Source organism: Candidatus Limnocylindrales bacterium, from assembly GCA_035626395.1.
In the GTDB taxonomy this organism is placed as follows: domain Bacteria; phylum Desulfobacterota; class Binatia; order UBA1149; family CAITLU01; genus DASPNH01.
The window spans coordinates 530,857-543,911 of record DASPNR010000002.1 but is presented as its reverse complement, the minus strand read 5'-3'; the positions used below and the strand labels follow the sequence as shown (position 1 = coordinate 543,911).

Below are 13,055 nucleotides of genomic sequence, written 5' to 3'. Positions count from 1 at the left end.
CTTAAGTCGGCGCTCATGGCTTCCTCCGGCGGCTACACATTCGGGTTGGCACAGCTGCTCGACCACTACGTCTGGCGCGATCCGGATGAGGCCGCATCGCCGGCTCGACGATGGGCCGTGCGATCGGCGCGAGTGGCATGGTTCGCGGGGCAGGGCTTCATGCGCGACCACTGCGCGCTGCGCGCGGCGGCGCTGACGTACGCGAGCCTGCTGGCGCTGGTCCCGGTGATGGCAGTCTCCTTCGCATTCCTGCGCGGCATGGGATGGTCGGGCGATCGTCTCGAGGCGGTGATCCTTGCCAGGTTCACCCTGATGTCACCCGAGGCCGTCGACACCATCGTCTCCTACATCGACAATACCAGCATTGCAGGCCTGGGCGTGATCGGGGCCGTGTTCGTCGTCATCTCGTCGGTTTCGGTGATGGCCCAGGTCGAGCAGTCGCTCGACGTCATCTGGGGCAACGCGCAGCCGCGCGGCGTGGTGCGGCGCACCGCCGACTACTTCGCGCTGCTGGTCGGCGCGCCCATTCTTCTGGCGGCGGCGATGAGCGTCACCGCCGCTCTCAAGACCAACTCCATGCTGGCATGGCTGGCGAGTCTCGGCGGCGTGGGCGTGCTCATGCATCTGCTGACCTCGCTGGTGCCGTATCTGGTGGTGTCGGCGCTGTTCACGTTCCTCTACACGTTCGTGCCCAACGCCCGCGTTCGATGGACGGCGGCCGCCGCCGGCGGGATCGTGGCCGGCATCGGCTGGCAGCTCACGCAGTCGGCGTATCTGGCGTTCCAGTTCGGCATGGCCAACTACAACGCCATCTACGGAACCCTGGCGCAGCTGCCCGTCCTGATGGTGTGGATGTACACGAGCTGGACGATCGTGCTGGCGGGCGCCGAAGTATCGGCCACGGTGCAGAACCTGACGGCGCTGAGCCGCCAGCGCCGCAACAAGGACCTCAGCATCGCCGAGCGCGAGACGCTGGCGCTGGCGCTGGTGACCGAGATGGCGGCGGCGGCCTACGAGAAGCGGCCGGTGCCGACGCTGGAGAGCCTGTCGGCCGCGCTGGACGTACCGGTGCGCGACATCAACGAAATGGTCTGCACGCTGTCGGATGCCGGGCTCGTGCATCTGGGCGGCGAGGAGCAGGCGCGCGTGTTCCTGTCGCTGTCGCCGGGCAGCATCCGCGTCACCCGCGTGCTGGCCGCGCTGCGCGGCGAGAAGAGCGCCGACCGCCGCAAGGTCGACTCGCGAGTCCGCGATCTGCTCTCGCGCCTCTACGGCGCGCGCGAGCAATCGATGGAGGGGATGACGCTGGCCGACCTCGTCGACCGCTAGAAAGGCGCGTGGTTCGCCGGCCGTGCCCGACGTTCCATCGAAAGCGCCGGGCACGCGCCGTCCGAGCCTGTTCGGTGCAGGGACCTGATCTATCGGCCGACCGCCGGGCCGGCATCCGGCACGACCTCCGACGGCAGGCATACGACCGATTCCTTGCCGACCTCGGTGCGGCCTCGTCCATACGCGTCGGTGGCATGCACCGCCAGCACCTCGTGCCTGGGCTCGCCCTTGGCAGTCTTGGCTCCATAGCACACGAGATAGCCGTGCTCGTTCTTGATGCCGGCGCCGGCCAGGTCCACGGGCGAGCACACGAACTTCGGCTTCTTGATGTCCAAAACGCGATCGGGCGCCGAAGGCGACAGCTCGTCGCGAACCGCAAGCTGCGTTCCCTTGGTGATTCCGGCGGTGCCCTTGGTGACTGCGACTTTGTAGCACTTGAAGTGATCGACGTCGTGGCTGCCGAACGGCGGCGCCGCCGGCGGTGACGAGGAATCGACGGCCGCCGGCGCCATCAGCATCGCCGGCGAGATCGTATCGAGCTGGATCATTCCGAGGTCGTTGGTGAAGACGAGGCCCGTGCGCCGTGCATGCGTGAACGATGAGTAGGTCTCGTCGATGGAATAGCCACGCAGGAACGTGGAGGGATCGATGATCGCCTCCTCGTCGATCTCGCTCGGTGAGCACAGCGGCCCCGGCTTGTAGAGATCGAAGAAACGCAGCCCGTCGTAGACGTCGTCCATGACGATCGCTTCGGCAGGCTCGAAGGGCGGGTTCTTGGCCTTGTAGCACAGGAAGCCGTCCTGGCAGTTGTCGGGCTCCTGCAGGCCGCCCTGGCACACTCCCGACAGGCACGTCTCTTCGATGGTGCAGGTGTCTCCGTCGCTGCACGCGGTGCCGTCGCCGTGCAGGCCGTCGGAGGGACAGGCGTCGGAGACGCCGTCGCAGCTCTCGGCGACGTCGCACGAGTGCGCGGCCGAACGGCAGACGGCGCTGCTCTTGGCGTCGGCAGGACAGTCGATTCCGCCGCCGTCGCAGTAGTCGACCGCGTCGCAGGCGCCGGCGGCCGCGCGGCAGGGGACGTCGCTCGGCTGAACGCCGTCGATGCAGTCGAAGCCCTGGCCGTCGCACGTGTCGGCGGCGTCGCAGGCGCCGGCCGCTTCGCGACAGGGCTTGCCGGCTGCGGCCGGTGCATCCTGCGGGCATTCAAACGAAGTGCCGTCGCAGGTTTCGTCGGCGTCGCAGATGCCGGCGGCCACGCGGCACGTCGTCCCTTGCTCTGCAGGCTCATCGGCCGGACAGGAGAAGGAGCTGCCGTCGCAGGTTTCTTCGTCGTCGCAGTCGCTGGCAACACCGCGGCACGAGGTCCCTTCTTGTGCCGGCGCATCGCTGGGGCAGCCCTGGCCGGCACTGCCGGTGCAGGTCTCGGCGGCATCGCACAGATCGGCTGGCGCCCGGCATTGCGTGTCGGTGGAGGCGACGACGTCGCTTGGACACGCCTGCCCGGCGCTGCCGGTGCAGGTCTCGTCGGGGTCGCACACGTCGCCGGAGCCGGTGCGACAGATCGTCGCCGCGCTGGAGATCGTATCGGCCGGGCAGGAGGCGCCGGCCGTTCCCGTACACTGCTCATCCGGATCGCAGATGTCGCCGGAGCCGGCGCGACACGTGGTGCCCGGTGACGCCACGACGTCGCCGGGGCAGTCGGCCGAGCTCCCGCTGCAGAGCTCCTCGGGATCGCACAGGTCGCCCGAGCCCGTGCGGCACACGCTCGTCTGTGCCGGCACGAACGCGTCGGCGGGACACGGCTGATTGGCGGTGCCGGTGCAGCTCTCGGCGACGTCGCACGCTCCGCCGCCGGCGCGGCACTCGGTGGCGGCGCTCAGCACGACGTTGGCCGGACAGGTCGCTCCGACCTGACCGGTGCACGTCTCGTCGGGGTCGCACATGTCGCCGGAGCCCGCGCGGCAAAGCGTGCCGGAGGCGGCCACCGTGTTGGCGGGGCAGGTCTGACCGGCAACGCCGGTGCACGTCTCGTCCGGATCGCACAGGTCGCCCGAGCCGCTGCGGCAGACCGTGCTGGAGGACGCGAAAACGTCGGTGGGGCAGGTGCCCGAGCTGCCCGTGCACGCTTCGTTCGGATCGCACGAGTCGCCCGAGCCGGTGCGGCAGAGCGTGGCAGCGGCGACGAAGCCGCACGTGCTCGTGCAGCACGAGCTGCCCGTGCCGTTGGCCGCGCCGGTGTCGCATGACTCCTTGGTCTCGACGATGCCGTTGTCGCACACGGGCAGCGGCGCCACCGACCAGCTCTCGCCGTCGACGTTGTCGTCGAGGATCTTGCCGTTGCAGGTCAGCGGAGAGGCGGTGGCCGAGGCGCCGCCGGCACCCTGGAAGCCGATGGTCGTGCCCTGGCCGCCGCTGCTCGGCTGGACGGTGCGGTATTTGACGGTGATGGTTCCGGATCGCTGGTGCACCTGCACCTGCACGCCGAGGTCGTCGATGCTGTCGTCGCTGCTCGTGACCATGTCGAGCGAGAAGTCGGCGATGAAGACCTGGTTGGTGCCCTGGCCGAGCGTGCCGTAGCGAACGCCATTGGTCACCGTCTGCATGTCGTTCCAGTAGGCGGCCAGGAAGGGATTGGTGTGCGCCGAGGTCGGCAGGCAGTCGTTGGTCGGATCGCTGCTGCCCGAGGTATTGCCGCCGAACTCCATCCAGCCGTTGGTGGACAGAGTCACGGTGTTGTAGGCGACGCCGTCGATGGTGATGGAGAACTCCATGTCCACCGTCGCCGTGGCGTCATTGCCCGACAGCGTCTGCATATCGGCGAAGTTGCCCACGTTGAGGTCGTCGGTGGAGAACGCCATGGCGCCGTGCAGCGACATCGCGCCGAGACTCTTCGGGTGCACCGAGAACCACTCCTTGTCGATCTGGTTGTCGTCCAGGATGCGGCCGTTGCAGGTGAGCGGATAACCGACGGCCGAGGAGCCGCCGTCGCCCTGAAAACCGATGGTCGCGCCCTGGCCGTTGGTCAGGTGCTGCGCCAGGCGGTAGCGCACGCTGATCATGCTGCTGCGTTCGTGGATCTGGACCTGCGCCTCCACGTCGTCGGCGCCGTCGTCGCTTGCATCGACGTCGTCGAGCACGAAGTCGACGACGTAGACGCGGTTGGGACTGGTGCCGGTCACGCCGTAACGGATGTTCTGGTTGACCGTGCGCATGTCGTCCCAGTACACGGCCAGCAGCGGGTTGGTGTGCACGGACGACGGCAGGCAGTTGTTGGTGGGATCGCTGTCGCCCGAGGTGTTGCCGCCGAACTCGATCCAGCCGTTGGTCGAGATCGTCATCGTGCTGTAGCTGGTCCCTTCGATGTTGACGCTGAAGGGAAGGGTGGGCGTGGCGGTGGCATCGTCGCCGGAGAGCGTGGTGAAGCCGCTGATGTCGTCCGAGCTCATCGCCATCGAGCCGGCCAGCGTCAGCAGGCCGGTGTTGCGCACGTCGATCGACCAGCCTTCGCCGACGTGGTTGTCGTCGAGGATGCGCGCGTTGCAGCCGACGGGATAGGAGCCGGAGACGGCAGTGGAGGTCTGAAAGCCGATCGTTGCCGTCTGTCCTCCCGACAGCGGCTGCGTGTCGGTGTACTTTACCGAGATCAGGCTGGAGCGCTCGTGGATCTGCACCTGCATCCTGACGTCGTCACCGCCATCGTCGCTGCTGGTCTTGGTGTCCAGGAAGAAGTCGACCAGGAACGTCCGGTTGCCGGTGCTGCCGACGGTCCCGTACTGCACCTCGCTGGTGCTCGCCGTCTGCATGTCGTCCCAGAACGCCGCCAGGAAGGGATTGGTGTGCGCGCTGGTTGGAAGGCAGTCGTTGGTCGGGTCGCTGTCGGGCGACGTGTTGCCGCCGAACTCGAGCCAGCCGTTGGTCGAGATCGCGACCGTGTTGTAGCTGGTGCCGTTGATGCTGATGCTGAACGGCATCGTCGCCGTCTGCACCACGTTGTCGCCGCTGAAGCCGAGCAGGCCCGGGATGTTGCCCGTGTCGATGTCGTCGGGGCTGTGGGCCATCCAGCCGCCGAGCGTCACTTCGGCGCCGGCGGCAGCAGGCAGCAGCGCCGAGGCGAAAGCGAGCGCGGCAGACATGAGCAGACGGCGGCCAAGGCCGCGGCCCGCGCTGCGAACATCGAGTTTCATGGGGCCCCTCCAGTCACGGACGACCAGCGGCCCAGGCTGTCGTGCCGGCAGCGAGAGCCGGAAGAGCGCGCCTGACCCGATGTTCCGTTGAGCAGGCCGGTTATTGCCCGCCGGGGCCGCTCAAGCCAGTGGCGAAATGCGCGTGGAGCAGAGACTGGTTCCCCGTTCCGTCCATCGTTGCCCCCCGAAAGTCCGACTGGTGCGCTTGCCGCCTCCGCTCCGGGAGGAGCCGGTTCGCTAGGCGCGGTCCAAGCGGCCGAATGTGCATCGCGCTATGCGCGTTGCATCGTCGGACGGCTTCGCCGAGCACGCTGAGCCACGGCCGACGAGCCTCGTAGTGGCCTGCGCGACGGCGCCGGGATTGGCCATGGCCGGCAGCGAGCGCCGCCACTACAGTTGCCTGCAGATGGCGACGTCCGAACGATCCGTCGCCACGCGGAGGCTCCGGCCATGGCCCGCACTGCCCAACGGACCTGTCCCTTTTGCGAAGCGACCTGCGGCGTAAGCCTCGAGATCGAGGAGGACCGCATCGTCACCGTGCGCGGCGATGATCGCGACCCTTTCTCGCGCGGCTACATCTGCCCGAAAGCGTACGGCCTGAAAGGTCTCTACGAGGATCCCGACCGCCTGCGCCGTCCCGTCCGCCGGGTCGGGGAGGGATGGGAGGAGATCTCCTGGGAAGAGGCCTACGCCGACGTCGCGCGCAACCTGCTCGCCGTGCGCGACGAGCACGGCAACGACGCCATCGGCATGTACACCGGCAATCCTGTCGTGCACGACCTGGGCTCGGTTCTGTATCGCCCGGTGCTGGCACGCGCGCTGGGTTCGAAGAACCTGTTCAACTCGGCCGCCATCGACACGCTGCCGAAGATCGTGCAGACGGGGCTGATGTTCGGCCGCCAGTTTCCGCTGGGCGTGCCGGTTCCCGACATCGACCGCACCAGCTATCTCCTCATCGTCGGCGCCAACCCGATCGTGTCGCACGGAAGCCTCATGACCACGCCCGACATGCCGCGGCGCCTGGAGGAAGTGCAGGGGCGCGGCGGCAGGATCGTGGTGATCGATCCGCGCCGCACCGAGACGGCGCGCATCGCCGACGAGCATCATTTCATCCGGCCAGGCGCCGATGCCGCCTTCCTGCTGTCCCTCGTGCACGTGATGTTCGCCGAGGGGCTCGTGCGACTGCAGCGTGCGGAGGGAATGGTCGAAGGGCTTGCAGAAGTGCGCGCCGTCGCCTCCGGGTTCCCGCCCGAAGCCGTCGCCGACTACTGCGGAATCAGCGCCGATGACATCCGCCGGCTCGCGCGCGAGTTCTGCGCCGCGCCGAGCGCGGCGTGCTACGGTCGCCTCGGCACCTGCGTACAGGAGTTCGGCCTGCTTGCGAGCTGGGGCTGCGATCTCGTCAACATCCTGTCGGGAAATCTCGACCGCGAAGGAGGCGTCATGTTCACGACGCCGGCCGCGCCCGTGGATGCCGCGCTGCCACGCGGCAAGGGCTTCGAGATCGCGCGCTGGCGAAGCCGCGTCAGCGGTCAGCCCGAGGTCGCAGGCCTCATTCCGTCCAACGCGATGTGCGAGGAGATGCTGACGCCGGGGCCGGGGCAGGTGCGGGCGATGATCCTGCTCGCGACCAACGCCACCGTCAGCGCAGCCAATTCGGCGCGGCTGACCGAGGCCTTCGCGGGCCTCGATTACCTGGTGTGCATCGACTTCTACATCAACGAGACCACGCGCCTGGCCAACGTCATCCTGCCGCCGCCGTCGTATGTCGAGCACTCCGGATACGAGCTGGCGCTGTACCTGCTCTCGGTGCGCGACGTCGCCAAGTGGTATTCGGAGGCAGTGCCGCCGCCGCAAGGCGCGCAGCAGAGCTGGCAGATCCTGCTGACGCTGTCCGCGCATCTTCTCGGCATGGGCGGGGCGCCGCTGCAGATGATGGACGACTTCGTGCTGCGACAGTACGCGCAGGCGGTCGCCGAGAGCGGACGTTATCCCGGCCTGACAGAGGAGGAGATCATCGAGAAGGTAGGAGCAGGGCAGGGGCCCGAGCGGATCCTGGACATGCTGCTGCGCGTGGGCCCGTACGGCGACGGCTTTGGCAGAAAGCCGGGCGGGCTGACGCTGCAGAAGGTGCGCGAGCATCCCCACGGCATCGACCTCGGCGCGCTCAAGCCGCACCTCGCCGACGTCATCAACACCGTCAGCGGCAAGATCGAGCTGGCGCCGGAGCCGATGCTCGCGGATCTTTCGCGCCTGCGCGCCGCCATGGCGGCGCCGCGTCCCGATCTCGTCCTGATCGGGCGGCGCGATCTGCGCTCGTGCAATTCGTTCATGCACAACGTGCGCGCGCTGGTGAAGGGGCGCGATCGGTGCACGTTGCAGATGTCGTCGCGCGATGCGGCACGCGTCGGCGTCGCCAGCGGCGATCGCGTCCGCCTCACCAGCCGAACCGGCGGGGTGCTGGTGCCGGTGGAGGTCACCGACGACCTCATGCCCGGCGTCGTCAGCCTGCCGCACGGCTGGGGCCACGATGCGCCGGGGGCCAGGCTCTCGGTGGCCGCCGAGCACGCCGGCGTCAACACGAACCTCCTGACCGACGACCGCGCCTACGACGTCGCCACCGGAACGACGATGTTCAACGGCATTCCGGTTCGGCTGGAGCGCGCGCCGGCGTAGGCTTTTCGTCCCTGCATCTCTTACACGCCGCCGGCCGCGCTCTTTCGATCGGCCGCCGCCACGCGGCTGCTCTCCAGGGCCGGCGCCGGAGGAAGCCCGGTCACGTCCAGGATCTGCTGCTCGTCGAGCGTCTCGTGCTCGAGAAGCGCTTCGACCAGCGCCTCCAGCTCCCTGCGGTGGCGCGTGAGCAGCGAGCGTGCCTGGTCGTGGCAATCGCCGATGATGCGCTGCACCTCGGTGTCGATCAGACGCGCCGTCTCGTCGCTGAACGGCCGCGGTCCCGCCATGTCCTGCGTCCCCAGGAACGGATTGACCCGCGGCGCGAGCTGCACCAGGCCCACGGCATCGCTCATGCCCCAGCGCGTGACCATGCTGCGCGCCAGAGCCGTAGCCTGCTCGATGTCGTTCTCCGCACCGGTCGTGCGCGTGCCGTAGACGATTTCTTCGGCCGCGCGGCCGCCGAGCATGCCGATGATGCGCGCCCGCAGGTACGCCTCCGGATAGTTGTAGCGGTCCGACTCCGGACGCTGGTAGGTCACGCCGAGCGCCTGCCCGCGCGGCACGATGCTGACGCGATGAACCGGGTCGGCTCCCGGCACCACCAGGCCCAGAATCGCGTGGCCGCTCTCGTGATAGGCGATGCGCTCGCGATCCTCGCGGCTGAGCAGCAGCGGCCGCTCCGGGCCGAGCACGATCTTCTCGAGCGCGTCCAGGAAATCCTTCTGCCGCACCTCGCTCTGGTTGCGCCGCGCCGCCAGCAGGGCGCTTTCGTTGACGAGGTTGCGAAGATCGGCGCCCGACAGGCCGGGAGTGGCGGCGGCCAGCTCATCGAGGCGCACATCGGACGCCAGCGGCACCTTTCGCGTGTGCACCTTCAGGATGGCTTGCCGGCCGTTCTTGTCGGGCAGATTGACGACGACGCGCCGGTCGAAGCGGCCCGGCCGCAGCAGCGCCTTGTCGAGAAGATCGGGCTGATTCGTCGCCGCCAGCACGATGACGCCCTCGCGGCCGGAGAAGCCGTCCATCTCGGTGAGGATCTGGTTGAGCGTCTGCTCCTGCTCGGTCGATCCGCCGATGGCAACGGCGCCGCGCGCGCGGCCAATGGAATCGATCTCGTCGATGAAAATGATGGCGGGCGCGTTCTCGCGCGCCTGCCGGAAGAGGTCGCGCACGCGCGCCGCGCCGACGCCCACGATCATCTCGACGAACTCGGCGGCCGACATCGAGAAGAAAGGAACGTCGGCCTCGCCGGCCACTGCACGCGCCAAAAGTGTCTTGCCCGTACCCGGCGCTCCCACCAGCAGCACTCCCTTGGGCGCACTGCCGCCGAGGCGCGTGTACTTGTCGGGCTCCTTGAGGAAGTCGACGATCTCGACGAGCTCGTTCTCGGCCTCGTCGATTCCGGCGACGTCCTCGAACGTGACTCTTGCGCTGGTCTCCTGATCGTAGCGCCGCGCCTTGCTCGCGCCGATTCCCATGAGCGAGCCAAAGCCGCCGGCCTGTCCGGCAGCGCGCCGGTACATCCAGACGTAGAAGCCGATGATGAGAAGGGCCGGGCCAAACCCCAACAGCAGCGTCGTCCACCCGCTCCCGTCCTGGATCGGAACGGCACTGATCTCGACGCCGTGCTCGATGAGGAGCCCCTCCAGGCCCGGGTCGACGAACACCGGCAGAGTCGTCTCGAATGTCTCGAACTGCCGCGGCTGCGCGCGCCCTGCAGCACCGGCCTCGGGCTCGACGGCCTCTGCGGCGCCGGCGTCCGGCCTGTCGGCGGCGCCGGCCTCGGGGTTGATCTGCGCCGTGGCCTCGTCGCTCGGGGGCGGCCACGTGATGGGAGCAACGAAGCGACCCTCGATGCTCGCGCCCTGGCTGTAGATGGAAGCGACGTTTCGCGCCAGCACCTGCTCCTTGAACGCCGTGTACGGCACGGTGACGGGGTCGCCCGGCCCCGGCAGCAGGAAGCGCATGAGCAGGTAGTTGACGAGCAGGATCGCGACGAAAGTCAGCCAGGTGTTGCGCGGCGGCATGGCCGGCGCGGCTGCGCGCTGCTGCTGCGGCGGTGCGCTTTTCTGCCACAGCGGTGGGCGGCGGGGCGCAGCGTCCCGGCCGGGGCGATCCTTTCGTGTGGGCCAGATCATCGCTCGTCCTGCGTAACCATTGTGACGATGGATGCACCAATTGCACGCAACCACGAGCGCGATCGTCCCGGGCGAGGATCGTCGCAGAGCGATGGCGGCGCCGGAGCGCGTTCTTGGGCGCTGCCATGGGTGCGCCACGACGGCGTCTGCGCCGACGAGCGAGCGTCTCCGATTGACGCAACCTTGGCGCGGACACTATGGTCCGCGCCATGACGATCGGGGGACCGGCGCTACGGTGGTGCCTCATGCTGGTTCTCACTGCCGTTCCGGCTTCCGCTTCGGCGGCGGCGTGCGGGGACGAGCTCCCGCAGGGACGCGTCGCCTGCGCCTGCGGCGACACCGTAGTCACCGATGCGCGTCTTCTCGCGACCGACCCGGTCGTAGCCTCTGTCTGTCCCATCGACGGTCTGATCATTCGCGCCGGTGAGCTGGCGGAATCCATCCAGCTGGACCTGGGCGGACAGATGATCCGCGGCAGCGGCAGCGGCGCTGGCGTGCGCGTCGTGTACGGCGGCTCGCACGGTGCTGCCATCGTCGGCGCACCGGCCGGCGCGCACGGCACGATTGCAGGCTTTGGCACCGGCCTGCGCGCCGACGCGGGCAACCGCGTTGCGCGCGTCAGCCGCCTCGAGCTACGCGACAATCGGTTCGAAGGTGCAAGGCTCCGCATTGCCGGAACTCTGCTCGAGGACGTGGTGGCCAGACACAATCGCGGTGATGGCCTGTACCTGCGAGGCACCGGTGGGCGCCTGGTCGGCGTGCGCAGCGAAGAGAACGGACAGAACGGAATTCGCCTGTTCACGCGCGGCATGGCGGTGGACGCGATTGCTGTGCGAAATGCGCGCAGCGGCATCATCGTCGATGGTGCCGACAACGATCTGGCTGCCGCATCGGCCCGCGACAACGGCCGCGACGGCGTATTGGTGCGCGGCTCGTGCACGCACGCGGCCCGAGTCGACGGCTCCGACCGTATACGCATGTCGCCCCGAGAGGTTCCTCGATGATCACATGGTCGATGTTTCTGGCGATCTGCACGCAACTGGCTGGGGTCGTTGCCGCGTACGCGGCCGTGGTGACATCGCCCGAGGAGATCTGTCCAGCGAGCGCCGATCCGTGCCTGGTGACCGGCACGTACGAGGTGGACACGAGCGCTCCACTGGATTTCGGATTGCGCACCGTGCGAGTGAGCGGCACCGGCGGTTTCGTCGGTAGCCTCGAACTTGCCTGCGGCACCTTCGAGAGCGTGGTGGACCCGAGCGATCAGTGGATGGTGGTGCGGCCGGCCGACGGTACCGGCAGCGTCGCCATCGCCGCTCGCCGCGGATGCTCGCTCTCGCCCTCGACACCGTGTCTGGACGACGCTTCCTGCGCCGCCGCGAGCCAGGGAACGTGCACGCAGGGAAGCGGCAACATCTTCCTGTCTGGGCGCCTTTCTGGCGCTTCACCCAGCATCATGCTGCGCGCGGCGGGAGACGTGCTCCTGGAGGGGAGCATTCGTGCCAGGGGCATTGCGCCCGAAGGCTACGGCGGCGCCGTGGAGGTCGTGTCCGGAATGGGCGTCATCGACGTGGCCGGGCCCATCGACATCAGTGCGGGCCGCAACGACGACTACGGCGGGACCGGCCTGAGCGGCAGCCTGGTGCTGCGCGCGCCGGGCAACATCACCCTTCGCAATCGCGTCCGCGCCGTGGGCGGAGCCGCCGAGATCGACATCGAATCTGGGCAGGACGTCGCCATCGGCGCTGCCATCTTCGCTCAGGGGCCGAAGAATGAGGACTGGATCGGCGGGACGCTCGAGCTTACCGCCGGCCGCGACCTCCTCATCATCGATGCGCCGGGAGCGGGCGGCACCCGTCTGAACATCACCGGCGGAAGTGAGCGCAGCCGATACTACGGAGGAACCTATGCAGGGCCGGGCGGCTACGGCTTCCTTTTCTCCGGCCGCGACCTGGTGCTGGGGCCCAAGGTGGCGCTGCTCGGCGACAGCGGCCCGAGCCGCGGCAACACCGACGATCTTCCGTTCTCCGCCAACTGGTACTTCGAGGCCGGCGGCGACGTCGACATCCACGGCATCGTCACCAGCCGCGGCATCGGCTCGGGAGGCTACGGCCTGCGCATTCCGGTCTACGCCGACGGAGACATCCGCATCGCGGAAGGAGGGCTGATGACCACCACCTCCGCGAGCGTAGCGGGCCCGATTGCGCTGTACGGGCGCAACGTCACCATCGACGGCAGGCTCGACGCGCGCGGCATCGGGCGATCTTACGGATACCCGAGCGGCAACGGCGGCCTGCTGCGCATCGATGCAGAAAACGTCATCGTCACTGGTGACCTCGTCACGGGCGGGACCGAGTATGGAGGTCAGATCGAGCTCGATGCGTGCCGTGTGCGCCTGCAGGAGCGGGCGACGCTCGACGGCCGGTTCGGGCAGCAGTACGAGGACAAGGGCTACACGAACTTCTACATCGGTGAGAGCATGTACGCTGGACCGGAGACGAAGATTCTCAACAAGGCCGAAAGCTCAACCCGCATCGTCCACCGCGACGCCGCCAAGCCTCCGGTTCTGCTCGGGCAAGTGATGCCGGCGGCGCAAGTGTCGGTTGACGCCTCGCTCAGCGGATGTCCGGTCTGCGGCAACTCCGAGATCGACCAGTACGAAACGTGCGACGACGGCAACGTCGAGGACGGCGACGGCTGCAGCGCGGACTGCCAGAGCGAGTGAGCCAGC

General features: G+C 68.5%; 6 protein-coding genes. 4 read left to right on the top strand and 2 right to left on the bottom strand.

Features of this window, described 5'->3' with window-relative positions; genetic code table 11:
- Nucleotides 1–15 precede the first annotated feature (15 nt).
- On the top strand, nt 16–1,329 hold the full coding sequence (locus tag VEC57_02775; GenBank protein HYB98037.1) for a YihY/virulence factor BrkB family protein: 1,314 nt from the start codon (nt 16–18) through the stop codon (nt 1,327–1,329).
- Nucleotides 1,330–1,418: 89 nt separating this feature from the next.
- On the opposite strand, the gene VEC57_02770 is transcribed toward VEC57_02775, so the two are convergent.
- On the bottom strand, nt 1,419–5,513 hold the full coding sequence (locus tag VEC57_02770) for a hypothetical protein (GenBank protein HYB98036.1): 4,095 nt from the start codon (nt 5,511–5,513) through the stop codon (nt 1,419–1,421).
- 450 nt (nt 5,514–5,963) lie between these two features.
- Here VEC57_02770 and VEC57_02765 point away from each other — a divergent pair, with 450 nt between their 5' ends.
- Nucleotides 5,964–8,189, top strand: coding sequence for a molybdopterin oxidoreductase family protein (locus VEC57_02765; protein ID HYB98035.1), 2,226 nt, complete (start codon nt 5,964–5,966; stop codon nt 8,187–8,189).
- Between the two features lie 20 nt (nt 8,190–8,209).
- On the opposite strand, the gene ftsH is transcribed toward VEC57_02765, so the two are convergent.
- On the bottom strand, nt 8,210–10,216 hold the full coding sequence (gene ftsH / locus VEC57_02760; GenBank protein ID HYB98034.1) for an ATP-dependent zinc metalloprotease FtsH: 2,007 nt from the start codon (nt 10,214–10,216) through the stop codon (nt 8,210–8,212).
- A gap of 356 nt (nt 10,217–10,572) precedes the next feature.
- Between ftsH and VEC57_02755 the strand changes: the two genes are divergently transcribed.
- Together VEC57_02755 and VEC57_02750 are read left to right on the top strand one after the other, a co-directional pair.
- On the top strand, nt 10,573–11,331 hold the full coding sequence (locus VEC57_02755; protein HYB98033.1) for a hypothetical protein: 759 nt from the start codon (nt 10,573–10,575) through the stop codon (nt 11,329–11,331).
- Nucleotides 11,328–13,049, top strand: a complete 1,722-nt coding sequence (locus VEC57_02750) for a hypothetical protein (GenBank protein HYB98032.1) — start codon at nt 11,328–11,330, stop codon at nt 13,047–13,049. The genes VEC57_02755 and VEC57_02750 overlap by 4 nt, the downstream gene beginning before the upstream one ends.
- The last annotated feature ends 6 nt before the right edge of the window (nt 13,050–13,055 follow it).

What these genes read in the sequence shown, in the direction of transcription:
- VEC57_02750 (HYB98032.1), top strand. Translation starts at nt 11,328, where the DNA reads ATGATCACATGGTCGATGTTTCTGGCGATCTGCACGCAACTGGCTGGG.
- VEC57_02775 (HYB98037.1), top strand. Translation starts at nt 16, where the DNA reads ATGGCTTCCTCCGGCGGCTACACATTCGGGTTGGCACAGCTGCTCGAC.
- ftsH (HYB98034.1), bottom strand. Translation starts at nt 10,216, where the DNA reads ATGCCGCCGCGCAACACCTGGCTGACTTTCGTCGCGATCCTGCTCGTC.
- VEC57_02755 (HYB98033.1), top strand. Translation starts at nt 10,573, where the DNA reads ATGCTGGTTCTCACTGCCGTTCCGGCTTCCGCTTCGGCGGCGGCGTGC.
- VEC57_02765 (HYB98035.1), top strand. Translation starts at nt 5,964, where the DNA reads ATGGCCCGCACTGCCCAACGGACCTGTCCCTTTTGCGAAGCGACCTGC.
- VEC57_02770 (HYB98036.1), bottom strand. Translation starts at nt 5,513, where the DNA reads ATGAAACTCGATGTTCGCAGCGCGGGCCGCGGCCTTGGCCGCCGTCTG.